Genomic DNA, 26,298 nt, shown 5'->3' on the forward strand with positions numbered 1-26,298 from the left:
ATGACAATGTCTCGCCGTAATTGTTGAAATAATTGAAATTATATCGGCTTATCTAATGCCAGCGCCGCTTATTCAAGATGCACAAAATGCCTAACAGGCTCAGGCAAGTCCGCCCGGGTTCTGGTGCAGCCGTGGTGATGCTGATGGCCCCTGATTCCTGAAAAAGAGAGGTGTCCCACGCGAGATGATGAGCAGATATGTTTGGTAGGACTAGGCAAGTGTCTAATTTGTCTTCAGAAAAATTAAGAGTGCCCCAATCCAAAAGATCGAAGCTCTGCCCGAGTTGCGGAACAAAACCATCCATCACGCCCACCATCAGTTGTGTGGTGCTCGATAAACTCAGTGCGCCATTGATGACCAATCGGTCAAAACTCGACACTGAACCGAGCTGAAAATGTGCAGAGGCACCGCCCGCGAGTAGCAGCCCACCATTAAATGTGAGTGTGCCCACATTTCCTGAGCCAGAGTAGCCTGGAGCTACGGAGCCACCTGCGTTCACTTGCACCGGCCCAGCGATGCTGCCTGTGCCCTCCAGAGTAGCAGCGTTGCCCACAAAAACTGCGCCCGTACCAGTCGCGCTGCCAGATGCATTCAATACTTGAAGGGTACCACTGCTCACCGTCACGGTACCGCTCATAGCTGGGGAAGCAGCCGTAAAGACTAGACACCCCTCACCGCTCTTCTCCAGTGGGACGGAACCAATGATCGTACCGCCAAAAACGAGGCGTTCAGAATTCGCAACCTCCCACGACTGCCCCTCCGCCAATGTCACCTGTGCATGGACCGTAGCGCTGGTGCTCGCAAGGATGCCTGCATCACCCAAAATAATCGAATTTCCCGCTGTGTTCTGGAGTGTATAACTGCCGCTAGTCGTCTCAAACCGGATGCCCTGGGCTTGTATCTCATGCGTTACCGTGATCACACCGGCTATTCCGCCGCTGTTTCCGTTGCCGAAAACCGCGATGGAATCGGAAGCATTGTCCCAATTCACATTCGAGGCACCATTCCACCACTCCCTCTTTCCGATAGGATTCCAGTTACTCGATCCGTCCTTCTGAGTCAGATGCCCATTGCCATTACTATCCCAAAACAGAAAATTTTGGGCATAGGTAGGTTTCTCTGCGGTAAAGAAGAATCCGAATGAGGTAATCAATTGGCTCAGAAGAAGGCAAGCCAATCGGGAAGTGGCATCTGTCCTGGTCATGTAAGACCAATCACATATAATTTACAAGATTACAATAAATTTGATAATTAAATTGATAAATAGTCTCATATTTGCGAATTTGGCGATAATCGAACATAGCCCACATTTTACGGAGAGAGTTACTCATACCGCTCACACTATCCGCACGTATCGGCGGCCAGGGAGGGCCCGAATGAGCCTTTTCATCTCTAAGCGCATCACCGTGGCGGAGACGGTACCGATGGTCAGCCCCGATTTGGCGGTGATGTCATTGATATGGGCCTCTTCGTGGCCAATGGCATCATACAGAATCCGTTCTTCTAAGGACAACTCCACTGCGGGAGCCACCTCCTGCACCGTAGGAGCACGCGGTGCTGTGGGAAAGAGCGTCATGAGATCATCCAGCACATCATTGCCATCCAAAATGAGCTTTGCCCCCTGCTGAATGAGGCGGTTGCAGCCTGTGGAGGTCGGGCGGTCAATGGGCCCTGGCACTGCATAGACGGTGCGCCCTTGGTCTGCGGCCTGCTGCGCCGTGATGAGTGAGCCACTCCGCACCGGTGCCTCCACCACGATCAAGCCATGGCTCCAGCCCGCCACGATGCGATTTCGATACGGAAAGGTCTGCTTATCCGCGATGCGATCCACCGGGTATTCACTGATGACGGCCCCATTTTCTGCAATCCGCTCTGCCAGGGCCAAATTTTCCGGCGGATAGAGCTTTCCGATCCCACTACCAATAACGGCTATCGTACGGCCCTTTGCGGCTAGGGCCGCCTCATGCGCCGCCGTATCGATGCCCCGTGCTAGGCCACTCACCACGGTGTATCCCGCGTAGGCGATCTGAAAACTGAGCTTTTTCGTCGATGAAAGTCCATAGTGCGTCGCGTGCCGACTGCCTACGACACCGATAGCATGCTGATCGCGCTCCTCCAGGCGGCCCCATACGTAGAGGAGCACGGGAGCATCGTGGATCTGGCTCAAAAGCCGCGGATACAGCTTGTCCTCCTGCGTCAGGAGTGTGAGGCCGCGCTCTTCGATCTTCCTTTCTCTCCGATCAAGTCCACCTGGTCTTCCCAGCGAGAGATCGAGTCCGCATGCGCTGTCCCGATGCCCTCGACTTGAGCCAAATCCGATGACTTGGCCGCCAAGATAGCCTCTGGGCTGCCGAATCGCTGAAGCAGCCTCTTTGTGCGAACCGGCCCCGTTTGCGGGAGCAGATTCAGCGCCAGATAAGCCTCTGTGCGGTTCATGCGGCAGCGTTTTCGCTCGACTTCGCGGCCTGCACCGCATGCTCAGGCAAAGCGACCGTTTGGCCGCTCTGGCCAGAGCCCTTTAGAGCACGGAAAATCTTCTGGGGGAAGGAATTGCCCCGTTCTTCGGTCTCGATCTGGCTGAGTGCCTGCGACTTCGCCATCTCCCATGCAGGCGCAAAACCGGGGGCATTGATCATCATGTGCTTTTCCGCTCTGGCGAGGATTTCTAGCTCGCGCTGCATTTTGTTATCAGGCCGCTCATTGAGCCGGGCGACCTGCATGCGGAGATTTTCCGCCTCCTGTGAGAGGCGTGTTTTTTCCTTATTGTTGTCCTGGAGCTGTTTGGCATCGGCTCCAGCCGATCCTCAGGTGGGTCTTGTAGCGGCGGAATTCACGTTTCGTCTTCCAGTGGCCGAAGATGGACATCACCAGGAAAATGCCGCTCAGCCCGAGGCCAATGAAGAATGTGTTCGCCGGTGTGAGAAGATTGTCGAGCATAAGCAGTATGGAGGAGGTGGGGCGGTGAACATAGCCTCCCCGCGTCCCTTTGCCCGCAAATTTTTTCAGCTCATGAAACGGCACCTCCTCTTCCTCGGGCTAGCCAGCCTCTCCATGGCCGAAGATTCCCCTCCAGACTGGCTGCTAGAGGGCCGCGCCACATGGCAGGCACGGGATTCACAGGCAGAATGGGTCTTTCAGGATCGACTCTGGATCGGCGGTGGCTGGTTCCAGTCCCATGAAGCCCCACCACGGGATGTCTGGAACTCGCCAGATGGCAAAAACTGGCAACGCATCACCGAAACCGCCCCCTGGAAGCACAGCGACCTGGCCATGAGCATCACCTTTGGGAAGAAAATGTGGATCATGGGCGGCTGGTTCAATGGCAGACTCCCCGGCCACTCCGCCAGTCATGAAGTGTGGTCCTCGGCCAATGGCGAAACATGGGAACAGACTACTTCAGCAGCAGAGTGGTCCCCACGGCTGGCCGCTGGCCTGGTGGAGCACCAGGGACGCCTGTGGCTACTCGGCGGCACGGAGGACTACTACTTTGGAGATGAAAGCAGCCTGAAAAACGATGTTTGGTCCTCTGTGGACGGAAAAAAGTGGGCGCTCGCCACCGCGCAGGCCCCATGGCCCGCCCGAGCCTACCAGCAGGCGATAAGCCTTGGCGGACGCATCTACCTTTTCGGCGGCGGCAACTACACACCCACCTACCACGCACGGAACGATGTCTGGTCCAGCGTGGACGGCACCAGTTGGACCTGCGAAACCGCCGCCGCGCCATGGTCTCCGCGACTGTGGTTCAGTGCCGTGGTTTATCGCGGTCGCATGTGGGTCCTTGGAGGCTGGTCCAGGGAAAAGACAACTTCGCCGACGTCTGGCACAGCACAGACGGCCGCCACTGGCAGCGCCTGCAAACACCCCATTGCTGGAAAGCCCGCCACGAGCACAGCGCCCTCGTTTTCCAAGATAAAATCTGGATCATCGGCGGCCACGCTCGGCCGCTCTCGAACGAGATCTGGTCACTGCACCTCCCTGTCGGGTGGGAGCCGCAGGAAAGATGAACGCGTGGGCGGATGGATTAGGCCGCAGCGCCTGCGAGTCCTGGAGCTAGGCCACCTTCGTCTTCATTTTCGACCTGCGCAGGACGCGGTGTGGGCGATTTGGGGATGGGTGGGGGAGCTGGGGGCTTGCTTGGGGGCTCTGGCGGGTTGCGCATGTGCCCGAGGGTCACGAGGTCACGGACTTGATCCCCATCGAGGGTTTCGAATTCGACGAGTGCATTGGCGATGAGCTCGACTTTGTCGCGGTGCTCCATGATGAGCTTCTTGGCACGTTCATAGCCATCATCGACGAGGCGGCGGACTTCTTGATCGATCTCCACAGCGGTGGCTTCGCTGTAACCACGATTGCGATTGATGTCGCGTCCGAGGAAGAGGCTGCCTTCGTTTTCGCCGTAATCGACCATGCCGAGCTTATCACTCATGCCCCATTCACACACCATGTGGCGGGCGAGGCTGGTCATCTGGCGGATGTCGCCAGAGGCCCCAGTGGAGAGGTCCTGGGTGTAGAGCTCTTCTGCGATGCGACCACCAGCGATCATGGCGATATTATCGAGGGCTTTTTTACGCATGTAGGAGTGCTGGTCTCCCTCTGGTAGGCTCATGGTGACGCCCAGTGCGGGTCCACGGGGGATGATGGTGACTTTATGAAGCGGATCGGTGTGATCGAGCAGCACACTGAGGATGGCGTGCCCGGCCTCATGCCATGCGGTGGAGGTCTTTTCCTTCTCACTCATGGCCATGCTGCGGCGTTCGCGGCCCCAGCGCACTTTGTCGCGGGCTTCTTCGAGTTCGCGATTGCCGATGGATTTCAAATTCTGCCGTGCAGCCAGCAAGGCGGCCTCATTGAGCAAGTTCGCCAGCTCTGCACCAGAGAAACCGGGGGTGCCGCGGGCGATTTTGGAGAGATCCGCGTTCTCGGAGAGCTTCACTTTCTTGGCGTGGACGCGGAGGATTTCCTAACGGCCTTTCCGCATCTGGCAGGCTGACGGTGACTTGGCGGTCAAAGCGACCTGGGCGCAGCAGCGCGGGATCGAGCACGTCGTGGCGGTTCGTAGCAGCGATGATGATGATGCCCTCCTGTGTATCAAAGCCGTCCATCTCGACGAGCATGGCATTGAGCGTCTGCTCCCGCTCATCATGGCCACCACCGAGTCCGTGACCGCGATGGCGACCGACGGCGTCGATTTCGTCGATGAAAATGAGGCAGGGGGCGTTCTTGCGACCTTGCTCGAACATGTCACGCACACGGCTAGCACCGACGCCGACGAACATCTCCACGAAGTCACTGCCGCTGATGCTGAAGAAGGGCACATCAGCCTCACCCGCGATGGCTTTGGCGAGCAGTGTCTTGCCCGTGCCGGGAGGACCGATCATGAGCACGCCTTTGGGCATCTTACCGCCCAGGCGCTGGAACTTTTTCGGGTCTTTGAGGAATTCGACCAGCTCCTGCACTTCCTCTTTGGCCTCTTCTACGCCAGCGACGTCTTTGAAGGTCACCTTGTTGCGGTCCTGGGAGAGCATTTTGGCACGGCTTTTTCCAAAACTGAGTGCTCCACGGCCTGCGCTACGGATTTGCTGCCGCACGAGGAAGTAAAACATCCCCAGCACCAGCGCCAGAGGCAGGAGGAAGCCGAGCATGGCCCACTCATTGGTGTCGTATTCGGCGATGTATTCGAGCTTATGGGTTTCGAGCAGCTTGAGGAGCTCCTCTTTTTGGAATTCCACATTCACTTCGACCTCGAATGGGCGGGCTCCGCTGGGGAGGGTGACTTTCCCGGTGGCGGGCGGCTGTGGAGGGGTGATGACGGGTAGTTCGACGTCCTTGGGAGCCTCAGCATCGGTATCGGTTTTTGTCACTTCCTGCGCAGGGGCGACGCTGGGTAGGTTTGCGCGGCTTTTTTCATGATACAGGCCACGGATGACCTGCCGGGGGCTGGTATCGAAATTGACGAGGCGCAGGGGGATGCTGCGGTCGATGCGGTTTTCCTCCACCGCCTTTTTGAAGCCGGTGTAGTCGAGATTTTCGCGGCACCTTTGCCCATGCCCTGATAATAGGCTGCGCCGATGAGTAGCAGAGCGAGGCCAAAGAACATGAAGCCGCGCCAGTTGAACTGGGGCTCTGGATTGCGGCGGCGATTGCCGTTTTCGTTATTACTGCCAAAAGGATCGTCAGACATGTCGTTGGCTGGGGGTGGGGTGGAGGGTCAGCTAGACACAGGGTGGAGGGCTTTGCTTGCTTTTTTTTGTCAAAAGAGGCCCGGGGTTGTTCACAAAGCACCTTCCATGAAATGACGCCGCTGCGGGTGCTGATTGTATCGTACAATGGATATTCCCGCAGTTGTTGGGTGGGTCACCACTCGATTTTGATCACGTACTCCCAGGCTCGGTTCCGCACGATCCAGGAGACAGCGAGGATGAAAAGCAGCGTCATCATCACCAGGTGGGTGATGCAGGCGTTGCGGCAGCCGTTGCTTTCTGGCAGTCGGGCGTAACGGCTGAGGAAGTCGCGGGGTTCGTTCACACGGGCATGTTGGCGTGGCCTCCGGGGGCTGACTAGCGAATATGGCCCGCTTTTTTGCTCGCCTCCATGCTAGAATGCCCGCTAGAATCCGCCACACCCTCCAAAGTCCCGATTTTTCCTCATGGCCCGCCGCGCTCAATCCAGCATCCGCTTCTCACACCTACTTGGCCTCATTTTATTGCTGGCCGTACTCGGGGGTGGGGGATTCGCCCTACTCAATCGTAGTGTGGACCCGATGACTGGAGTGACGGAGCTGGTGGCTGCCGAATATCTGGAAAATGCCTCCGCGCTCAGTGGCAACATCTACCGAGTGGAGGGCATCGTCGATGACCGACTCGATCAGGGCTGGCGCCAGGCAGATGGCCGTCTCTTTAGTGTGCAGGTCAATGACGGCAGCGGAAATAGCTTCGTGCCCGTTTGGGTGCCGCCAGATTACCAGGGTGCGAATATCCAGCGCGGACAGCGCTACACCTTTAAAGTGCGTGTGCAGGAAAGCGGCGTGCTGGAGGTGCTAGAACTGCTCAAAGTCTAACTGCTCATCCCCATAAGCCGATTTGATCCGATGAAAACGACTTCACTCCATCTCCTGACTGCGACGGTAGCTCTGGCCACCTGCACGCTCCACGCGCAGGTCCTACCCGGCCCTGCTGCGGCTCCAGCACCAACGACCACGACGTCGAATAACAACTACAACATGGTCCCCGGCAGTGCCTCCGATCGCCAGACCGATACGCAGACAGCGCTGGGCAATATGCCCATGATGGATCCTGGCAGTGAGAACGTGGCCTTCAATGGCAAGCTCTGGAATGTGACGAACAATCGCCTCATGCGCTCACGCTTTGAGACCTACCTCACCACGCCAGAGGCCGCTACTGCGGAGGATCAGGCTTACCGCGATCTCATGGGGCAGATCCAGCAGCTCCTCGCTCCCACGAACAAGCCCGCGCCTGATCCGATGAAGGCTTTTGCCCTGCTGCCAGAAGCGGGCACCTACAAAATCGACGGCGGCCTCTGCAATGCCATCGCCAACTCGATCTGGGACGTGTGGCTCTCCCAGCGCAAACAAAACAACCTCAAGGCCGCGAACGTCGCCATGGATGAGCGCCGTCGGCAGCTCGAGTGGAATAGCGAGATGGGCCTCAGTCAGTCCCAGCTAGCTCCGGCAGTTGGTGGTGGTTCCCCAAAAGGCGCTGGCAACAGCAATCAGCAGGCAAATCAGAACAATCAGACCAATAGCGCCATGTTTGGCCGCACCAGCGGCTACATCAAAGGCATCGCCGAAATCGAAGCGCGGAAAAAGCTCAATGAAACCGCCGCAGGACTCAGCGAGATCACCAGCAAGACGCAGTTCCAGGCTCTCATCATCCAGATGTTCCTCCAGCGCCGCTTTGAGCATGCAGTCATCGCCTGCCGCTTTTACCCGAATCTCTTCCGTGACGGCGATAGCGTCCTCCAGCTCGATAAAGACAGTGACGTGCAAAAAATGCTCTCCAGCAGCTTCGGCGTGCCACCCACCGTCTCGATGATCGACGGCCTCTCGCTGGAGGCCATCCGCACGGTCGATGAATCCCTCGTTTCCTTTGAAAACCTCATCACCCGCCGGGATGTGGACAGCGCCAGCAATCGCCTCCTGGAGGCCTTTGGTGTCGGAGAATACCTCCCCCGCGTGCGGCGTCTGCCGATGACAGAAAAGACCAAGGTGCTCGATTTCGTGCGGAAGAAAAACAAGCTCCTCGGCTTCATGGAGATGAAGGACTTCGCGGAGGCGGAAGTCGTCGTCAATGAGCTCAAAAAGTGAGGCGCAGGACTTCGAGTACGCACGTCCGCTCGCTGCCATCCAGACGGCCAAGACCGTCAGCTCCCTGCACGTCAGCAAAGCTCAAATGGCTGCGGCGAACAAAGACATGAAAGCGCTCGAATCCGAGATGAAAAGCGCCGCCGAGGCCTGGCCGATGAATCCAGACCTGAAGCAATTCACCGGGAATCTGGTCAAGAGCAGCGACATGCGCTCACAGGCGCTCTTGGAGTTTGATCGCCTGATGAGTCAGCGCAATTACCGGCAGATTTTCCAGGACCAGGGCGTCTTCATTGCCGCTCTGGGCGAAGATCCTGCCCGCAAGCAGCAGCTTGAAAAGGTGCTCAAGGACATGGGCCGCGTGCAGATCGTGATGGAGGGTGCCAAAGAGCTCTCCGGCTCCGGCGTGCACGCCGCCGCATGGGAAAAGGTGGAAAAAGAGGCCAAGCAATTCCCTGAAGATCCCGAGCTCAATAAACTCCGCGCGGATCTCGGCGTGAAGGCCAGTGAATTCGTCACCGCCGTGGAAAATGGCCGCCAGCATGAGGAGAAGCGCCAGACCGGCTCCGCCCTAGCTTGGTATCTGAAAGCCCGCCGCATGTTCCCCGGCAGTGAGATGGCCCAGCAGGGCATCAAGCGCCTCGTCACCACGGTCAAAGCGGGTGATACGCCCCAGAGCCCGCCATACCCTCCGCTTTGGAGAAATGATCGCGCACCATGCTCGAAGCACACAATCTCCGTCTTGAAGTCGATGGCCCCGGCGACACCGAGGAGAACGCCACGCTGCGTTTGCTCGATGAAGTGAGCTTCACCGTGCCGCCAGAGCATCTGCTGGCCATCGTGGGACCGTCTGGTTGCGGAAAGACCACACTGCTAAAGGTCATCACCGGCATCATGGAGCAGACAGAAGGTGAAATGAAGTGGGATGGGCGTGACTTGAAGGAGGAAGAAGATCTGCACCCGGGGGATCTCGGTTATGTTCCCCAGTTCAGTGTGGCCTATGATTTGCTCACCGTGGAGGAGAGCATCGCCAGTGCGATGGCGCTGCGCACGCAGTTGGCCACGACGGATGAGTTCATCCCTGCGCTCGATTACATCCTGGAAGTGACCGGACTCACCCATCTGGCCGAGAGATCGGTCAAAGTGCTCTCCGGTGGGCAAAAAAGGCGCCTCGGGCTCGCTCTGAGCCTGGTGACAGATCCCTGCCTCCTCCTCTGTGATGAGGTGACGAGCGGACTCGATCCCAAAAGCGAGGCAGAGATCACCAAACTGCTCCGCACGCTCTCACGCGGCCATCCGAAGCGCGTCGTCGTGAATGTCACACACAGCCTCGCCAGCTTAAACGACTACGACAGCATCATGGTCATGTACCAAGGCCGCCTGACCTACCACGGGCCGCCCAAGGCACTGATGCACTACTTCGGCGTGGAGCACCCGGAAGACGTCTATCGCCGCCTCACAGAGCGTCCGGCGCAGGAATGGGCAGAATCATGGAACCGGAAGCGAGCGAGCTATTACGAGCAATTCGGCTTCGATGTGAAATCGCCCCAAAAAGTCGAATTGAAGGAGGAGCGGCCTCCAGTGACCGAGGAGGATGCCATCGCGCATCACGAATTTCCGCCCATCGAGCTGCCATCGGCCATGGCGCAGCTTTTTGAGCTGCTACGCCGCCGCTGGACAATCTTCCGCCGGGATAAATCGCAGGTTTGGCTGCACATCGCCATGCTGCTGGGCTTTCCGCTGCTGGTGGCCATTTTTGCGCTCGATGGCATCAAGCCCCTGCGCTCGCTTTCGACCTATCAGGACAGCAATGTGGCCGTGGAGCTCAATAAACGCTCTCAGCACTTGCTGGAGCAACTCGATGCCGGCGCACTCGTCAGCGGGCTGATCATGCTGCAAGTCGTCCTCGTCACCCTGATGGCCAGCAACAACGCCGCGCGTGAAATCGCCTCCGAAAGGCTCATTTTGGAGCGTGAGAAGCTCGGTGGGCTCGATCCGCTCGCTTACGTAGGCAGCAAGGTGCTCTTCCTCGGCGTCTTTGTGCTCGCGCAGAGTTTATGGATGGGATTCTTCGTGGAAATGATCACCGGTGGGCTACCGGGGGATCTGATCACGAAACTCCTCCTACTCGTGCTAGCATCCGCTGCGATGACCAGCGTGTGCCTAGGCATCTCCGCCACCAGCCGCAGTCCAGAAAAAGCCACGATCCTGAGTATCTACCTCGTCGGTTTCCAGCTCCCGCTCTCTGGCGCAGTGCTGACTTTGCCGGATTGGCTGGAAAGCTGGGTGCAGCCACTCATCGCAGCCTTTTGGAGCTGGAGCGGTAGTTTGACGAGCATGCGCAGCACCGCCTTTTATGATGCGGTGAAGCAAGTCACCGATACCGACCTCGTCGCTCCGTCCATCGCCGGATTTGTGCTCCTGGTTCACATCGTCATCGGCCTGAGCATGAGCGTCGTCGGCGTGCAGAAGGCGCAGTGGGAGTAGTACTGCCGTGGATCACTAGGCCCGGCCAGCCCAGAGCATGCGGATGCCAAAGATGATCAAAAGCACGCCGAAGCCCTGACTGAGCGTCTCGTTGCTGAGGCGCTTGAGCCATCCCGCGCCGAAGTAGGCCAGGATGGAGGATGCGATGGCGGTGTAGAGCACGACTTGCCAGTTCACCAGGCCAGCGCGGGCGTTCTGGGTGGTGGCCATGAGTGCTGTGGGGATGATGATGGCTAGGGAGGTGGCGACGGCGGTTTTCTGCGGCATATCGAGCAGTAGGACAAAGGCCGGGACCATCACCACACCGCCGCCGACACCGCAGAGCGCCGCGATGATGCCGCTAACGACGCCAATGGCGAGACACTTGAGGATGAGCGTGGTAGTCATGTCCTGCTCCGCATAGGCAGGAAGTAGCGAGGGGCAAGGTGCAGGAAGAAAAGCATCTTTGCGCTGAAGCGAATCCGCGCCAGCATCCGCACCGCCATGAAAATGCTCCGACTTCTCGCCACTGCGGCTTCTCTTCTCTTCACTGCCTTTTCCACTGCTCACGCGGACCCCGTCTATGAGCTACGCATCTATACATGCCATGAGGGGCGGCTCGATGCGCTGCTCACACGCTTCCGCGACCACACCTGCAAGCTGTTTGAAAAGCATGGCATGAAGAACGTGGGCTACTGGGTGCCAGTGGATGAGGAGAATGGCTCCAAAACCACGCTCATCTATGTTTTGGAGCATGCTAGCCGTGATGCCGCGAAGGCGAGCTTCAAGGCCTTTGGCACCGATCCAGAGTGGCAGGCTGCTGCAAAGGCGAGCGAGGCAGATGGCAAGATCGTGGCGAAGATCGAGTCGGTCTTCATGACCACCACGCCGTACTCCCCGGTGCTAAAGATCGAAAAAGGCAGCAAGCCACGCGTCTTTGAACTGCGCACCTACATCACCCCTCCGGGCAAGCTCGATGCGCTGCATGCCCGCTTCAGGGATCACACGATGAAGCTTTTCTCCAAGCACGGCATGAGCCACCTCGCCTACTGGACACCCACGGATGAGGACAAAGGCGCAGGCACCAAGCTCATCTACATCCTCTCCCATGACAGCAAGGAGGCCGGTATCGCGTCCTTCACTGCCTTCCGTGCTGATCCAGACTGGATCAAAGCCAAGTCTGCGAGTGAGGCTGCCAATGGTGGCCCGCTCACCATCCAGCCACAGGCTGAGGGCGTGAAAAGTGTGTACATGAAAGCGACGGACTTCTCGCCCGTGCAGTGACTGGGCTAAAATAAAAAAGAGCGGCTGGCTGTGATGCCTGGCCGCTCTTTTTTTCGGAAAGTGGGAATCAAAATGGGATCTCGTCGTCTTCCATGCCCTCGGTGATGGGTCCGTCGCCGAAGTCATCATTCTGCTGGGCTGGGGCAGGGCGCTGGGCTGGACGCTGCGCTGGAGCAGCAGAGCGCTGCATCGGACGCTGGGCAGGACGGCTGTAACCACCGCCACCATTGCCGCCTCCGCCGCCATAGCCGCCGCCGCCACCACCACCACCATTGCTGCCGCCTTCGTCTTCATAACCGCCGCCGCCAGCAGGGGCACCGCGATCACCTGGGCTGCCGAGGAATTGCATCTGCTCCCCGACGACGCGGAGGCGTGTGCGCTTCTGGCCGGTCTGCTTGTCCTCCCAGGAATCCATTTGGAGACGGCCTTCGATAAAGACGGGGCGGCCTTTGTGCAGATATTTGCCGGCGAGCTCGGCCATCTTGGACCAGAGCACCACATCGACGAAGGTGACTTCCTCCACCTTCTCCCCGCTGTCAGAGGTATAGACGCGGTTCACCGCGAGGCCGATGTCACACACGGCGCTGCCCTTCGGCGTGTAGCGCACCTCGGGGTCGCGGGTGAGATTGCCGATGAGCATGACTTTGTTGTAGGAGGCCATAAATAGGAGAGGAGAGCTGCCATCATTGCCGGGGGCGGCGCTTCCCGGCAATGTATTTTTTGTCTTCAAAGCTCCCCCGTGGCATGCTGGCGGCGTGCTGGACCTCATCGACGCCTTTATTCTCCATCTCGCCACGGAACGCGGTCTCTCCGTGAATTACCAGCTACTGGTGCGTCGTGTGCTGGAGTCCTTTGCCTCCTGGTTGCGGGTGCAGATGGCCCTGGAGGCTCCCTCAGCCGTCACCACGGAGATTTTGGGCGATTTCCTGGCGCAGCGGAAAAAAGACGGCATCGCCGCCTCCTCTGCGCGGCTAGAGCTGATCGCGCTGAAGATTTTTTTCCGCTTTTTGGCCGCCCGGCGCTACATCACGAAAGACCCTGCGGATGCGCTGCTGCCACCGCGGCTGGAAAAACGCCTCCCCGGCACTCTGGGCGAGCTGGACGTGAAAAAGCTCATCGAATCCGTGGATGGCACGAGCCCGCTCGACCGCCGTGATCGGGCGATTTTCGAGCTTTTTTATGCCAGCGGCCTACGGCTCTCTGAGTTGCTCGATGCACGGCTGGAGAATCTGAGCCTGGAAGAAGGCTGGATACGCGTCACGGGCAAAGGGCGTAAAACACGCCTCGCACCGGTCGGTGCAGCCGCACGGGATGCCCTAGCGGCGTATATCGAGCATGGTCGGCCAGGGCTGGTGAGGCCAAAGACGCAAAGTTTTGTGTTTTTGAGCAAAAACGGCCTCCGCCTCACCAGCGAGCGCATTCAGGCCATCTTCCGGGAGCGAGCAGCGGCCTGTGGCTTCGAAAAGCATGTCCACCCGCATAAGATGCGTCACAGCTTCGCCACGCATCTTCTCACCCACGGGGCGGATTTACGCGTGATCCAGGAAATGCTGGGCCACGCTGACATCGCCACCACACAGATCTACACCCACGTCGATCAATCCCGACTGAAGGAGACGCATCGGAAATTTCACCCACGCGGATGATGCTCCCGCCGGCGCTGGAGGGCAGAAGGCACACTAGCGCTCGTTCGATGATGTGTTACGATCCGCGCCGTGCCCCTGCCGAATACCAGCGAAGTCCTCGATACCGTCCAGAAAGTGCCCTCCACCATCTGGGTCACTGCGGGCACGGTAGGCTTCATCGCTTTTGCGGCTGGGTTGGCCTTTTCACGCGGCGTGATGCGGCAGCTCGTGGGCATGTTCTCACTGGCCATCTCCGCCGGGGTGGCCTGGTATGTCTTTCGCAATCGTGCGGACATCTTCGGCGCGGCGGGTATCGCCATGACGACCAATCGGCTGCTCTTTCTCTCCGCTGCGGCGGGTCTGCTGGCATACTTTATCTGCAAAGCGGGCGTGTATCTGCTCAGCGCCTTCGGTTTGCTCAATCTCGTCAGCGGACTCACGGGCTGGCGTGGTATGCTCCTGAGCGCCTTCCCCTCCAGCTTCCTACTATGGATCGCGAGCATGTCGCTGCGGCTGCTCGGCAGCCTGGATAGTCTGGAAAGTGCCGCCGAGATCGTGAAAAAGAACGGCAAAGTGCAGTCGCAGGCGCAGTCCATCTTTGCCAGCCTGAGCCAGCGCATGGACAGTAGCTTCCTGGGAGCGATCGCCCAAAAGCTCGACCCATACGACATCCGCGCTACTGCGAATCTGTCCCGCCTGCTCATCCTATGGCCAGAGGGCAGCATGTGGCAGCGTCTCGCAGCCCAGAATCCGAAAACGGCCCAGGCACTCAATCACCCGCGCATCATCGAGCTGGGGCACGATGCAGAGGTGCGTAAAGCGATCGAGCGGCAGGACTTCGCGGGGCTCATGCAGATGAAAAAAGTCGAAGAAGCAGCCCAGCATCCCGATTTGGCGGAAATACTCAGCGGCCTAGCGCTCGATCAGGCGATGGACAGCGTCGTGTACCAGCGTCCGCAGCCGGTGACGCTGCATTGAGTGTTGTTTGTGACGTTTTGTTTGTGACGTTTTTGTTGCCTGGAATCGCTGACAGTGTGTGGTGAATGGGCCAAATACCCCTCCCTCACTTGCCAGACGTGTCGCCAGCCTCTTCCAACCATCCCTTCCTCTCCGTAGAGCGCTTTAATTATGCCTACGGGGACCACCAGGTGCTCTTTGATGTCGATCTGCCGATCCGCAGTGAAGACGTCACTGCCTTCATCGGCCCATCGGGCTGCGGTAAGAGCACGCTGCTGCGTGCGATCAATCGCATCAACGATCTGGTGGACAGCGCCCGTGTCGTCAGTGGCACCATCCGCATCGACGGCGTGGATTTATACACCCCGCAGGTCGATCCCATCGCGCTGCGGCGGCAGGTGGGCATGGTATTCCAGAAGTACAATCCTTTCCCCCGCTCCATCTTTGAAAATGCCGTCTATGGCCTGCGAGTCGCCGGCGTGACAGATAAGCACGAGCTCATGGATGCCGCAGAGAGCAGCCTGAAGTCTGCCGCTCTGTGGGATGAGGTCAAAGACCGCCTGCATGAGATGGCCACGGGGCTCTCTGGTGGTCAGCAGCAGCGTCTCTGCATCGCCCGGGCCATCGCACTCCAGCCGCGCATCCTGCTCATGGATGAGCCCTGTGCCGCGCTCGATCCCATCGCCACGGCACGCATCGAAGAGCTCATTTTGCAGCTCAGGGATCGCTACACCTTCATCATCGTCACGCATAACATGGAGCAGGCCAAGCGGATCGCTGACCAAACCGCCTTTTTTTACAAAGGCCGCCTGATCGAGCGGAGTGATACGATGGACCTCTTCACCATGCCCAAAGACCGACTGACAGAGCAGTATGTGACGGGCAGGCTGGTCTAGTGAGGGGCCTGCGTGCGGGTGGTCTTGACGGGCGCGGTGTCTGCGACGACGAGGGACGCTCCATGCCCGCAGAAAAACTCATCGCCGCCGCTCTCGCTCTGCGTGAGGAATTACGTCCGCTCCGCTTCGCGGAGCCCGTGGAGTATGTCTATCAGCCACTCGAGTATGCGTGGGCACCTCATGCGGCCTATCTGACACGGTTCGGCGCCACGCGGAAGAAAGTCGTGTTCGTCGGCATGAATCCAGGCCCCTTTGGCATGACGCAGACGGGGGTGCCATTTGGTGAGATCGCCGCAGTGCGTGATTGGATGCAGATCTGCGAGCCCGTGGGCAAACCTGAGCGTGAGCACCCGAAGCGGCCCGTGCTGGGATTCGCCTGTCCGCAGTCAGAAGTGAGCGGCAGGCGGCTATGGGGCCACTTCGCGGCGAAATTTGGCCCGGGGGAGAATTTCTTCCGAGAGCACTTTGTGGCGAATTTTTGCCCACTCGTGTTCCTCGAGGCCGGAGGGAAGAATTTCACGCCAGACAAGCTACCCGCCGCAGAGGCCGCCGCGCTCAACGCACACTGCGATGCCCATTTGCGTGCTGTGATCACGGCCCTAGAGCCGCAGTGGGTGATCGGCGTGGGAGCCTACGCGGAAGAATGCGCCGTGCGTGCGAAGGAGGCCCTGGGGGGCGGCTTCAAAACCGGCCGCGTGCTCCACCCCAGTCCCGCCAGCCCCGCCGCGAACCGTGACTGGGCCGGTGCAGCGACAAAGCAGCTCGAAAAACTCGGTGTGTGGTGAATCCCGATGACACTCAACTCCACGTCTCATCATGTTTAGCCACGCTGAAGAGGTAGCTCACTATCTCCAGGTCCGACTCAAAAGACGCCGAATCGCCTCGGTGGCCTATCTGATCCTCCTCGCTGGCTATGTGGTCTGGCGGACGACGGTGCTCAATGAGCATGCGATGGTGTATTCGGTGGTCTTCCTCATGGCGGACCTGTTGGGGGCGCTGCTAGGTGTATCCTATGTGATTCAATCGTGGAGCATCCGAGTGCGGGAGGCTCCCCCACTCGACTATCGGCCCAAGGTGGATGTTTTTTTGCCCGTGTACACCGAGCCAGCCGGGATGATCGAGCTCACCGTGCAGGGAGCAGTGTCGATCGACTATCCGCATGAGACTTGGTTGCTCGATGATGGTAAAAGGGATGAACTCAAGGCTCTGGCGGAGAAATATGGCATCCGGTATCTGCGGCGGCCGACCAATCAGGGAGCAAAAGCGGGAAATCTGAACTACGCGCTGCAACATAGCCGAGCCACTGCGGTGGCGGTGTTTGATGCGGACCATATTCCGAAACGCGAGTCCCTGGATATGCTGGTGGGCTATCTGAAAGACTCGCGGGTCGCCGTGGCACAGACGCCGCAGATGTTTTACAACGAAGATGCCTTCCTCTACCGCGATGTGGTGATCGGTGCGGGGCGCTGGCACGAGCAGTTGAATTTCATGGATGTGATCCAGAGCCATCGTGATCTGAGTGACAGCAGCTCCTGTGTGGGCACGGGATGCGTTTACAGCCGAGCTGCATTGGACGACATCGGTGGATTTCCAGAGGCCACGCTGACAGAGGATTTGCATAGCTCGATTCTGTTTCACAAAAAGGGCTGGAAGACTGTGTGGGTGAATGAGCCGGTGGCGTGGGGCGTCGCGGCATCGGATGTGACCGAGTTTTATAAAACACGTCGCCGCTGGACTTATGGGAACCTTCAGGGCTTTGCGCTGGAGGGGATTTTTGGGCGCTGCGGTTTGCCGCTTCGACAACGAATTGGCTACCTATTGATGGCGGTGGATATGCTGAGTGGCTGGACACAGCTGGTCTATGTGCTGGTGCCGGTCATCAGCATGGTTTTTTTCGTGTCCCCCTTTGAGCCGGGTGTTTTCACGGCATTGATGCTCATTTTGTATCCGATGCTGCTCGCAGCGCTGCTGGTGGTGGCTTGCGCGGGCTACGTGCGCTTCTTTGCCGGGCAGGTCTTTTCCATGGGGAAGCTCTTCATGCAGATTGAGAGCACGCGGGGGCTATTTGGGAAGAAGATGGCCTGGCAGATTTCGCTCAAGAATGTGCTGGGGCGGGTTTCGTGGGGGAAGCTGGCCATGCACATCCTGCTCTTGGTCGCTAGTGTGCTCGCTATCCTCGCGGCCGTGTTACGGCTAACTGGGGTGTGGGGCTCGGATCGGCCACCAGATGGTGGACCTTGGCTCCTGGGGCTCGCAGCTTTGTGGGTGTTGGTGAACTGTTGGCGCTCATGGACATGGATTCATGATAGCGTGCGGCTTACTCGCCGCACGCACCGGGAGTATCTCTTTGAGGTCCAACTGCCCATTTTAGACGAAAATGGAGCCTGGATCGGCCATACGCGGCGGTTGTCCACCCAACAGGCGGAGGTGAATTGGAAAACGCGGCCGCAAAGTGGACAACGAATTCAAATCCTCACCCCGGGCGATTGTGTGATGGTCCAGGTAAAGGACGTCACAGGTGAGCTCATGGAAATGCAGTGCGCAGACGATGCCACGCGGGGTCGTTTGCAGCGCAGCCTCTATTCCGTCGATTGGCACCGCATGGTGCGTCTCTCTGGATTCATGCATGCGACGCGTGAAAAAGGCCTGGGAGGCAATTGGGTGCCATGTTTGGCCAATGGAGCCTGGGGGCTGTTTTTGCCTGCGCCGAGCGGTTTTGAGCATGATCGTCTGCTACATGCTTCTGCGCTCGTGACAGGAGATGAAGCCCTTTTGGTCATCGTAGGGGATCGCCCATGCCAGAGACGTCTCGGCAACGAGGTGGTTCCATATCGTGCGATCCCACGTGGCCTGAATAACACTGCGTTCCGCATTCACGAGCTCCGTTGAGGCAATTGCTATAAAATGAAGAAATTTTAGAAGTAATGGATTGCTCGCCTTTCTGCGGACGTATAGGCTATCCACCGCTCACATCACTCACCATGACCAAACTAAACACACTCCTCGCCACCCTCCTGCTCGCTGGCACCAGCTTTGCAGGCACATCCACCTGCACTTCGTGCACGCCTACGGCCCCCGTTCCCACGGGCTCCTATGCGAACACCGTTTTTGCAGGATATGACTTCCGCCATGATTCCTACTACATGCACGGCGGCATCCAGCACGATCTCAATGGCAACATGGGAGACGGCGGTCTCTACCTGCGTGCTTTCACGGGTTTCGGCTCCTACAACTATGACACCATCCCTGGCGCTGGCCACACCACGGGCCAGCTTTTCGATGCGGACCTCGGTCTGGGCTATCGTCTGCCAGTCGGTTCCTTCGTGCTCGGTGCTTACGCAGGTGCACATCTGCGTGATCGCAATCTGACCGCCATCGACCCTGCGAATCCAGTAGGCACCGATTGGGGTGCACGTTTCGTGCTTGATGCGCACGGTAGCCTCGGTGCATTCGATATCGGCCTCATCGGTCAGTACAGCACCATTGAAAACGCTATCTGGACCCGCGCTCGCGTAGGTTACAAAGTGTGCGAACGCGTGACCGTCGGCCCTGAATTCATCTACCTGAATGACGCCCAGTTCAACGAGCGCCGCGTCGGTGGCTTCATCAAAATCGCCACCTGCCCGATGTCTGCCCTGACACTGGCTGCTGGTTATGCAGACTATAGCGGCCGCGGAACAGCTGACACCTCGATGTACGGCTCTGTGGGCTTCTCTGTGAACTTCTAATTCATTCCAGAAGAACAAACTTGCCTTCAAAACGGGCGGTGCCTTCGTGTGCCGCCCGTTTTTTTTGCTCACGCGATGCTCGACCCTTTTGAAACTCTCCATGAGGCCGGTTTTTCCCGGCAAGACGAGAATGGAGCCTCTGCGCAGGTGCCTTTCAGTTTAGGATGGAGTGCTGAACTCATCGCTGGACTCGATTGGGTGCGATTATCCGAGCTGGCTCGTGCCTTAGCGGCAGAAGCCGGGTGTGAACTGGCAGGCTCACGAGCCATGGCAGATGGCAGCGTCCTCTTTGGCATGATCGAGCAGCCAAAATCGGCGCATCCCAGTCGTGCGTTGGTCAAACTCACCCCGTGGAATGAGTGGGGAGCCACATCTGGGACGGTGGAGCGCTTTGCCAAAGAAGTCGCGACGGCAAAGGATGCGCGTGGCATCCTGATCGCCCCCGCAGGCTTTAACACAGCGGCACTGCATGCCGCACAGCAGCACCGTATTGAATCGGTGGACGCAGCGGCGCTGAATGCGGCCTTATTGGCATTACCACCAGATAGGAGGGACTTTCTTTTCGTCACTATCACGGCTGGAGACGCCATCACTCCGACCTGTCCGCTCTGTCAGCAAAAACTGCGGCGTGAGGACCAGTCTCCGCTGCCGCTACCCTCGCGGGTGATCGAGGCCAGTGGCATCGTGGCCGATGCAGTGCTCTGCGAGCGGCTGGAGGTGGCACCAGACTGCGAGGTGACTTTCCTCAGCGAGGTGCGTACGCGCTCCTTTGTGAACAGCGGCCAGGTGAAGGGCGACTTCATCTGCCACGGTGCCGTGACGCTGGAGCCTGGGGCTACTTTGAGCGGCACGGTAGCGGCGAGATCACTCGATGTGCGGAAGGGGGCCGAATTGCTAGGCCAGTTCCGCATCCTAGAGGGCGATCTGGAGCCGCTGGTGCGCCAGACGCAGCGCTGGCAATGGCGTTGTGCGGGGGAGTCTGGCCGCGCAGCGTGTAGCAATATCGCCTTCGAGCCTCATGATGGGGGCTGAAAGTGGATTCCGGCATAATCTGAGTTCGTCATCTGGCGTTTTCCCCGTAGTCTGAGGCTTCCTTTTCAGTCCACCCAATTCCTCCGATGGCCGTCAAACAACAAACAACCGGCAGCATGCTGCGCCTGGCTTTCTATGTGGCCGCAGTCGCACTCGCGCTCATCCATGTCTTCGTCACCTTCCGTGGGATCAATAGCACCGAGGGGATGTACCAGGCGCAGCTAGCGCGGAATCTCGCACAAAAAGGCGTGTGGCAGACGCTCGCGGTGCAGCCTTATGCATGGGCACAGCTCGAGCGCAATGGACGCACTCCTACGCCTCTGGCCATGCCAGAGACCACGCAGCTACCCGTCCAACCACTGATCTGGTCACTCGGCTTTCGTGCTTTCAGTGGCCAGGCGGAGTATGCACCGCTGGATGGAGGTGGGCGCATTTACATTTATGATCGTGTCATCGCAGGCTTTGGGGTCCTATGGTGGCTTATAGCTATCTATCTCACGCATGGGGCCGCACGGCAGCTTTTTGATGAAAAGGTGGCCGCCATCGCTGCGGTGGCACTGCTGGTGTGCCAGCCTGCATGGGATCTAGCTGTGAGTGGCTCATCACGCATGCTGCTGATCATGGAGTTTGCATTGGCCTTTCGCCTATTTGTCAGCATCGCCATGCGTCATGCGGCGGGGCGTTCCACGGCTCTATATCTGGTGACACTGGGAGTGATCTCCGCACTTATGCTGCTCACTCATCCTCTCGCGCTATGGCTGGTGCTCGGCTTGGCTATTGGAGCTACTTTTTTCCTCAAGGGCAATCATACGACGACTCTGCTGCTGGTACTCGCGCCCGTCGTGCTCGCAGCAGGAGCCTGGGGCTGGTGGCAGGCACGACTGTGTGGTGAGGTGCTCGGTGGCCTGCGGGCCGTGTGGCAATCCCAATTCGCGGCCATGGGGCATGAGCTTGTCACACGGGATTTCACGCCTGGATTCGCCACCATCGTGGTAGATGACTTGCTAAGGCGTATGGGGCTCAACACCGAAGATCAGAGTGGGCGCTTCTACTCGCACTGTGGACATGTGGTGGTGGCGTTGTTTTTCTTCATCGCACTGTTGCACCAGTTCCGCCGTGCAGAGGCCTCTGCGGCGCGGTGGACGCTCGCGGTCACTTTTGGCAGTGTCGTCATTGGCATGACTCTTATCGGCCTATCTGGTGGTGTGAAGGATGATATGGCACTCTACATCGTCATCATGCCAGCCATGTGCATCTATGGTGCCGCCATGTTGGTCATTCTCTGGTCACGCTTCCTAGGCCCCAATGCAGGAACGACCTTTTGGCCACAGTGGGGCGGGCCGGTCATCGCGCTGGTGCTCTGTGCCATCCCCATGTATGCGAATCTGCCTGTTTTCCTCAAATACGGTCTCGCTAAAGGTAACAGCATTGATCCCCACTGGCCCCCCTATGTCCCAGACCGTGTGGTGATCCTCAATCGGTATGTCCGTCCTGGTGAATATGTATTTACGGATGCACCGCACTTCATCGCCTGGTACGCGGGTGTGCCTGCTGTGAATCTACCTACCCAGCGCGAGGACTTTGCCACCATGAAGAAGCTCACGGATGGCCGCAACGCCACCGTGGGTGGCTTTGTCATGACTCCATTCTCTGCCCGCACAGAATACTTCTTTGATCTCTTCTCAGGCAATTACAGCGAATGGCGGGACCTCATCTATCGAGGTCACATGCTCGCTTTTGATAAGAATTTCGATCCTGAGCCCAGCTTCCCCTACCGTATCATTCATCCGCTTCTCTTGATGACGGTCGGATCCAAAGAGAGCACTAGCCTGCCGATGGTCTTTTACGCTGAGCAAGCACGCACGCCCAAAGCCCAGCCAATCAAAGACACGAATCCCGAGGGCAAAAAATAGCCGCTATCACGGAGCCACTAGCTCCACCGCCTTGTAGCAATGATGCTCCAGTAGAGAGGACTTCATATTCCGCACTTCGGGCCGCATCAGATGTGGGCGCACGTACCAATAGACGGGAAGGATCGGGGCCTCATCGAGCATCAGAGTCTCTGCCTCACGCAGGATCGCGAGGCGCCTCGCTGGATCTCCCTCGATAAAGCTCTGTTTGATCAGCGCATCATACTTAGGGCTGCTCCAGCCTGTGTTATTGTTCCCATCCCCTGTCTGCCAAAGCGCTAGGAAAGTGGATGGATCCAAATAATCACCGACCCAGCCAGCGCGGCATACATCGAATTTCAGACTGCGCTGCGACTCCAGATACACACCCCAGTCCTGATTGAGCACGCCTGCGGGGATCTTCAGATGCTGCTTCCACATCGCCTGTACGGTCTCCGCCAGCATGCGGTGGGATTCGCTTGTGTTAATCAGGATTTCGAAAGGCGGGAAACCCTTGCCATCTGGATAACCGGCCTCCGCCAACAGCCTCCGCGCCTCAGCCGGATCAAAACGCATGGCCTGTACTGGCGGGTATTCCTTGAGTGTGCCTGGCGGCGTCAGCCCCGTCGCGGGCTGTTGCCCACAGCGCAGTACATTCTTCACGATACTCTCGCGGTCGATCGCCAGCGCCAGTGCACGTCGCACTCGTGCATCATTGAAAGGCTTCTTCGTCACATTGCAGCGGTAAAAATACACGCTGAGCAACGGGTCTGCGTGAAACAGCGGCGACTTGCTTTCGATATAGCCCGGTATTTTGGAAAGTGGCACCTCCATGGTCATGTGGAGTTGTTTGTCCAAAAAAGCACGCTCCTCCGTCGGTGGGCTGCTGATCGGCACAAAGACGATGCCATTGAGCTTCACCCGCGCAGCCTCCCAGTAGTGCGGATTGCGCTCCACCTCGATGTTTTGATTCACACGCCAGGTTTTAAGTTTGAATGGGCCATTGCCCACCAAGTTCCCAGGGCGTGTCCACTTCGTATTCCGCGCATCCATGCTGCCAAAACGTTCAATCACATGCTTCGGCACTGGGAACCATGAGTAATGCTTCAGCATGCTCGGTAGGTATGGGGCGGGTCCCTTCAGCGTTAGCCGCAGTGTGTGCTCATCCACCGCCTGCACGCCCACTTGGCTAAATTCCCTGATTTTGCCCGTGTGGAACTCCTCCGCGTTTTTTAGCGGATAAAGCATATTCGCGTAATCCGCGCCCAAATTTGCCGTCAGGATGCGCTCATACGCGTACACGAAATCTTGCGCCGTCACCGGCACGCCATCGCTCCACTTTCCCAGGGGCTGAAGCCGGAAAGTCCACGTCGTGAACGCCTCATGTGTCCACGCAGCCGCAGCGCCGGGAGCATCACCATCTGGATCATCCGCTCCTGGAGCGACCAGCCCCTCAAAGATCGCATGGAAGATCATGTGCTCTGGCTGACCTGTCGCCAGATGCGGATCGAGCGTCGCAGGCTCCGATCCATTCCCGAGGAGCAAAATCCCCTGCCGAGTCGCCTCATCCACACGCGTAGGCCTGCCTGTGCGCACATGGTGAAACCACGCCACACCCACACAAAGCGCCAGGAATGCAAAAACACGAAAAAGCCAGCTCATAGAGCACCGACCATGACACGCGACGCTCTCTGTGGCAACAAAACGGCCTCATGCCGTGAAGCATGAGGCCGCGTGGGGTTTTCAAATTCTCCAGCTCAGCGCTACTACCTGCTGAAACCGAAGCTGAAATTCACACCGCTGCGGGGGCTATAGCCAGGATGTCCGTGGTGGCTCCGATGATGGCTACTCCCAGCGTAACCAGGGCGATAGCCGCTGGAGCCATAGCTCGGGCGGGCAGGCTGCGTCACCCACTGACCCACGGGGCGACCACAGTGATCGTAGCCGACGATGCGGTAAACGGCGACAATCGGTGTGCCACAAGAGGTGTAGCCCACGACACGCGTGCTACCATTGCAGAGGTGATCAGCCTTGGCTGAAGAGGGAGCTGCAAAACCAAGAACAGCGGCGGCAGCGAGGAGAGCGAGGGAGGTTTTCATAGGTGTTTGTGGAAATCATTTTCCGCACTCTGTGACGAGCCCCCACATCTGCTATTCAGGCGAGATGAAAAAATATTTTCAAAGATGGGCCGCTGATCGTCGGAAGACTCACTCCTGAGCAGCAGACTTCGGGTCAAAGGCATCACGTAGGCCATCACCGAGGATGTTGAGTGCCAACAGTGTGCTGCTGAAAAAGAGACCCGGATAAAGCAGCAACCACGGATAGGTCTGCATCACTTGCGAGCCATCACCGAGTAGCACGCCCCAACTGGATTTCGGCGGCTGGATGCCGAGTCCGAGAAAGCTCAGGGTGGCCTCTAGCAACATCACGCCTGGCACAGTGAGGCTGGCATAGATGATGACCGGGCCGAGGACGTTTGGCAGCAGATGCTTCACCACGATATGCCAGAAGCCCGCACCACAGGCCTTTGCTGCGGTGACGAATTCGAGATTTTTCAGTGAGAGCACCTGCCCGCGCACCACACGGGCCATGGTGAGCCATTCCACAGCACCGATGGCGATAAAAATGAGCCAGAAGTGCCTCCCAAACACGACCATGAGCAGGATCACGAAATTGATGAATGGGAAGGCGTAAAGGATGTCCACGAGGCGCATCATCACGGCGTCGATGCGCCCACCAGCGAGGCCGCTGATGAGTCCGTAGGCTACACCGATGCAGGCTGCGACTGCGGTGGCTAGTAGCCCGACCGCGAGCGATACGCGGCCACCATGTAGGATGCGAGTGAGCATGTCACGACCCAGCGTGTCAGTGCCCAGCCAGTGCTGCGGGCTGAGGCTCGTGGCTTTGAGCTCCAAATCCTGCACATCAGGCGCATAAGGAGAAAAATACGGCCCGAACAGACACAGCACCACCAGCGCGATGAGGAACCATAGCGCGATCACATTGAGCCGATACCTGCGGAACCGCCTCCAGGCGGCCCGCATCGGCGAGAGGCTCTGTGGGTCTGATTCACTCATGCATTGAGACGGATGCGCGGATTGAGCCAGGCCTGGAGGACGTCCACCAGCAGGTTAAAGCCGACGATGAGCGTGGCGTAGAAGACAGAGATGCCGATAGCGAGATTCATGTCCCGATTGATGGCTGAGGCGATGAAGAACTGGCCCAGACCCGGCAGTTGAAACACGGATTCTACGACAATGCTGCCCGTGAGTAGCCCAGCAGCCGCTGGACCGAGAAAATTCAGCACCGGCAAGCAGGCAAGCTTCAGCGCATGGAGGAAGACGACAGAGCTTTCGCTCGCTCCTTTGGCCCTTGCGGTGCGGATGAATTCCTGGGCCAGTGTCTCCCGCAGGCTGCCACGCGTGAGGCGGGCGATCTGGGCACTGTAGATGATGCCCAGTGTCAAAGCGGGCATCACGACATCGGAGGGATCGTACCAGCCAGAGGCATTGAACCAGCGCAGCTTCAGGCCGAGGAGCAAGGCGATGACGGGCCCCAAAATCATGCTCGGTGTGCAGATGCCGCAGGTAGCCGCCAGCATGCACGCACGATCCTCCAGCGTGTTCGGTTTCAGGGCCGCTAGGGCTCCCAGTGGCACTCCGAGAGCGAGCGCGATGACCAGCGCTGTCAGACCGACTGCTCCTGAGACTGGAAACCCAGAGGCGATGATCTCATCGACACCTCTGCCTTTAAAATGGAAGGACTCTGGCAGATCCAGCCGTGCATAATGCCCGATCTGCATGCCCAATTGCACATACCAGGGCTTATCGAGCCCCAAGTAGGCACGTTGTGCCGCGATGGCCTCTGGCGAGGTGTTTTTCTCACTCTGGATCGGCCCACCAGGGAGCATGCGCGAAAGCGCAAAGGTAATCGTGATCACCGCGAGGATCACGATTAGGCCCTGGATGAGGCGGCTGAGGAGAAAGCGGAGCATGGATGGACAATGACGAATGCGGAATGTCGATTGTCGAACGGGAAGTCAAGCTAGCGATTCTCTGCGGGAGCCTTTTCCTGCTTATTTGAGATCCTTTGCGGGTGCCT

The 26,298-nt window shown here is 58.5% G+C and carries 23 protein-coding genes and 2 pseudogenes; 13 read left to right on the top strand and 12 right to left on the bottom strand.

Annotated elements, in window-relative coordinates:
* Positions 1-52: 52 nt before the first annotated feature.
* The 6 genes and pseudogenes from IPK32_07265 to IPK32_07290 all read right to left on the bottom strand — a co-directional run bounded on the left by IPK32_07265 (position 53) and on the right by IPK32_07290 (position 6,525).
* Positions 53-1,204 carry a hypothetical protein gene (locus IPK32_07265; protein ID MBK8091772.1) on the bottom strand — a complete coding sequence of 384 codons (1,152 nt, stop codon included), beginning with the start codon at positions 1,202-1,204 and terminating at the stop codon, positions 53-55.
* 132 nt (positions 1,205-1,336) lie between these two features.
* A pseudogene (gene dprA, locus IPK32_07270) lies at positions 1,337-2,436 on the bottom strand (DNA-protecting protein DprA).
* Complete coding sequence (locus IPK32_07275) at positions 2,433-2,720, bottom strand: hypothetical protein (GenBank protein ID MBK8091773.1); 288 nt, start codon at positions 2,718-2,720, stop codon at positions 2,433-2,435. The pseudogene dprA and the gene IPK32_07275 overlap by 4 nt, the downstream one beginning before the upstream one ends.
* 40 nt (positions 2,721-2,760) lie before the next feature.
* Positions 2,761-2,937, bottom strand: a complete 177-nt coding sequence (locus IPK32_07280; GenBank protein MBK8091774.1) for a hypothetical protein — start codon at positions 2,935-2,937, stop codon at positions 2,761-2,763.
* A 1,084-nt stretch (positions 2,938-4,021) separates the two neighbouring features.
* A pseudogene (gene ftsH / locus IPK32_07285) lies at positions 4,022-5,642 on the bottom strand (ATP-dependent zinc metalloprotease FtsH).
* Between the two features lie 712 nt (positions 5,643-6,354).
* Positions 6,355-6,525: a hypothetical protein gene (locus tag IPK32_07290; GenBank protein ID MBK8091775.1), complete on the bottom strand. Its 171-nt coding sequence runs from the start codon at positions 6,523-6,525 to the stop codon at positions 6,355-6,357.
* A gap of 121 nt (positions 6,526-6,646) precedes the next feature.
* Here IPK32_07290 and IPK32_07295 point away from each other — a divergent pair, with 121 nt between their 5' ends.
* The 4 genes from IPK32_07295 to IPK32_07310 are packed head-to-tail and all read left to right on the top strand — an operon-like array spanning position 6,647 to position 10,807.
* Positions 6,647-7,057 (top strand): hypothetical protein, encoded by a 411-nt coding sequence (locus IPK32_07295; GenBank protein ID MBK8091776.1) that lies wholly within the window; start codon positions 6,647-6,649, stop codon positions 7,055-7,057.
* Between the two features lie 30 nt (positions 7,058-7,087).
* Entirely contained in the window at positions 7,088-8,323 is a 1,236-nt protein-coding gene (locus IPK32_07300) for a hypothetical protein (GenBank protein MBK8091777.1), read from the top strand.
* The gene (locus tag IPK32_07305; protein MBK8091778.1) at positions 8,307-9,125 is read left to right on the top strand and encodes a hypothetical protein; all 819 of its coding nucleotides are present in this window, start codon (positions 8,307-8,309) and stop codon (positions 9,123-9,125) included. Before IPK32_07300 ends, IPK32_07305 begins: the two co-directional genes overlap by 17 nt.
* Positions 9,038-10,807, top strand: a complete 1,770-nt coding sequence (locus tag IPK32_07310; protein ID MBK8091779.1) for an ABC transporter ATP-binding protein — start codon at positions 9,038-9,040, stop codon at positions 10,805-10,807. The genes IPK32_07305 and IPK32_07310 overlap by 88 nt, the downstream gene beginning before the upstream one ends.
* A 15-nt stretch (positions 10,808-10,822) precedes the next feature.
* On the opposite strand, the gene IPK32_07315 is transcribed toward IPK32_07310, so the two are convergent.
* Entirely contained in the window at positions 10,823-11,194 is a 372-nt protein-coding gene (locus IPK32_07315) for a sulfite exporter TauE/SafE family protein (GenBank protein ID MBK8091780.1), read from the bottom strand.
* Positions 11,195-11,290: 96 nt separating this feature from the next.
* On the opposite strand from IPK32_07315, the gene IPK32_07320 reads away from it, so the two are divergent.
* Positions 11,291-12,070, top strand: a complete 780-nt coding sequence (locus IPK32_07320; GenBank protein MBK8091781.1) for an NIPSNAP family protein — start codon at positions 11,291-11,293, stop codon at positions 12,068-12,070.
* 67 nt (positions 12,071-12,137) lie between these two features.
* On the opposite strand, the gene ssb is transcribed toward IPK32_07320, so the two are convergent.
* Positions 12,138-12,731, bottom strand: a complete 594-nt coding sequence (gene ssb, locus IPK32_07325) for a single-stranded DNA-binding protein (protein MBK8091782.1) — start codon at positions 12,729-12,731, stop codon at positions 12,138-12,140.
* Between the two features lie 94 nt (positions 12,732-12,825).
* Here ssb and IPK32_07330 point away from each other — a divergent pair, with 94 nt between their 5' ends.
* The 8 genes from IPK32_07330 to IPK32_07365 all read left to right on the top strand — a co-directional run bounded on the left by IPK32_07330 (position 12,826) and on the right by IPK32_07365 (position 22,221).
* Complete coding sequence (locus IPK32_07330) at positions 12,826-13,716, top strand: tyrosine recombinase (GenBank protein MBK8091783.1); 891 nt, start codon at positions 12,826-12,828, stop codon at positions 13,714-13,716.
* 69 nt (positions 13,717-13,785) lie between these two features.
* Positions 13,786-14,673, top strand: coding sequence for a hypothetical protein (locus IPK32_07335; protein ID MBK8091784.1), 888 nt, complete (start codon positions 13,786-13,788; stop codon positions 14,671-14,673).
* Positions 14,674-14,738: 65 nt separating this feature from the next.
* Positions 14,739-15,548 (top strand): phosphate ABC transporter ATP-binding protein, encoded by an 810-nt coding sequence (pstB, locus tag IPK32_07340; GenBank protein MBK8091785.1) that lies wholly within the window; start codon positions 14,739-14,741, stop codon positions 15,546-15,548.
* A gap of 62 nt (positions 15,549-15,610) precedes the next feature.
* The gene (locus tag IPK32_07345) at positions 15,611-16,333 is read left to right on the top strand and encodes a single-stranded DNA-binding protein (protein MBK8091786.1); all 723 of its coding nucleotides are present in this window, start codon (positions 15,611-15,613) and stop codon (positions 16,331-16,333) included.
* Positions 16,334-16,364: 31 nt separating this feature from the next.
* A complete protein-coding gene (locus IPK32_07350; protein MBK8091787.1) occupies positions 16,365-18,437 on the top strand; it encodes a glycosyltransferase in 2,073 nt (690 codons plus the stop codon).
* Between the two features lie 92 nt (positions 18,438-18,529).
* Positions 18,530-19,276 carry a cellulose biosynthesis protein BcsS gene (bcsS, locus tag IPK32_07355; protein MBK8091788.1) on the top strand — a complete coding sequence of 249 codons (747 nt, stop codon included), beginning with the start codon at positions 18,530-18,532 and terminating at the stop codon, positions 19,274-19,276.
* A 75-nt stretch (positions 19,277-19,351) separates the two neighbouring features.
* Complete coding sequence (locus IPK32_07360) at positions 19,352-20,308, top strand: polymer-forming cytoskeletal protein (protein MBK8091789.1); 957 nt, start codon at positions 19,352-19,354, stop codon at positions 20,306-20,308.
* A gap of 116 nt (positions 20,309-20,424) precedes the next feature.
* Positions 20,425-22,221, top strand: a complete 1,797-nt coding sequence (locus tag IPK32_07365; protein ID MBK8091790.1) for a hypothetical protein — start codon at positions 20,425-20,427, stop codon at positions 22,219-22,221.
* 6 nt (positions 22,222-22,227) lie between these two features.
* Here IPK32_07365 and IPK32_07370 read toward each other — a convergent pair whose 3' ends face one another.
* The 4 genes from IPK32_07370 to IPK32_07385 form a co-directional block, all read right to left on the bottom strand.
* The gene (locus IPK32_07370; GenBank protein MBK8091791.1) at positions 22,228-23,859 is read right to left on the bottom strand and encodes a peptide ABC transporter substrate-binding protein; all 1,632 of its coding nucleotides are present in this window, start codon (positions 23,857-23,859) and stop codon (positions 22,228-22,230) included.
* Positions 23,860-23,963: 104 nt separating this feature from the next.
* Positions 23,964-24,296 carry a hypothetical protein gene (locus IPK32_07375; GenBank protein ID MBK8091792.1) on the bottom strand — a complete coding sequence of 111 codons (333 nt, stop codon included), beginning with the start codon at positions 24,294-24,296 and terminating at the stop codon, positions 23,964-23,966.
* 108 nt (positions 24,297-24,404) lie between these two features.
* Positions 24,405-25,274, bottom strand: coding sequence for an ABC transporter permease (locus tag IPK32_07380; protein ID MBK8091793.1), 870 nt, complete (start codon positions 25,272-25,274; stop codon positions 24,405-24,407).
* Entirely contained in the window at positions 25,271-26,191 is a 921-nt protein-coding gene (locus IPK32_07385) for an ABC transporter permease (GenBank protein MBK8091794.1), read from the bottom strand. The genes IPK32_07380 and IPK32_07385 overlap by 4 nt, the downstream gene beginning before the upstream one ends.
* Positions 26,192-26,298 lie beyond the last annotated feature (107 nt).

This window comes from Verrucomicrobiaceae bacterium, from assembly GCA_016713035.1.
In the GTDB taxonomy this organism is placed as follows: Bacteria; Verrucomicrobiota; Verrucomicrobiia; order Verrucomicrobiales; family Verrucomicrobiaceae; genus Prosthecobacter.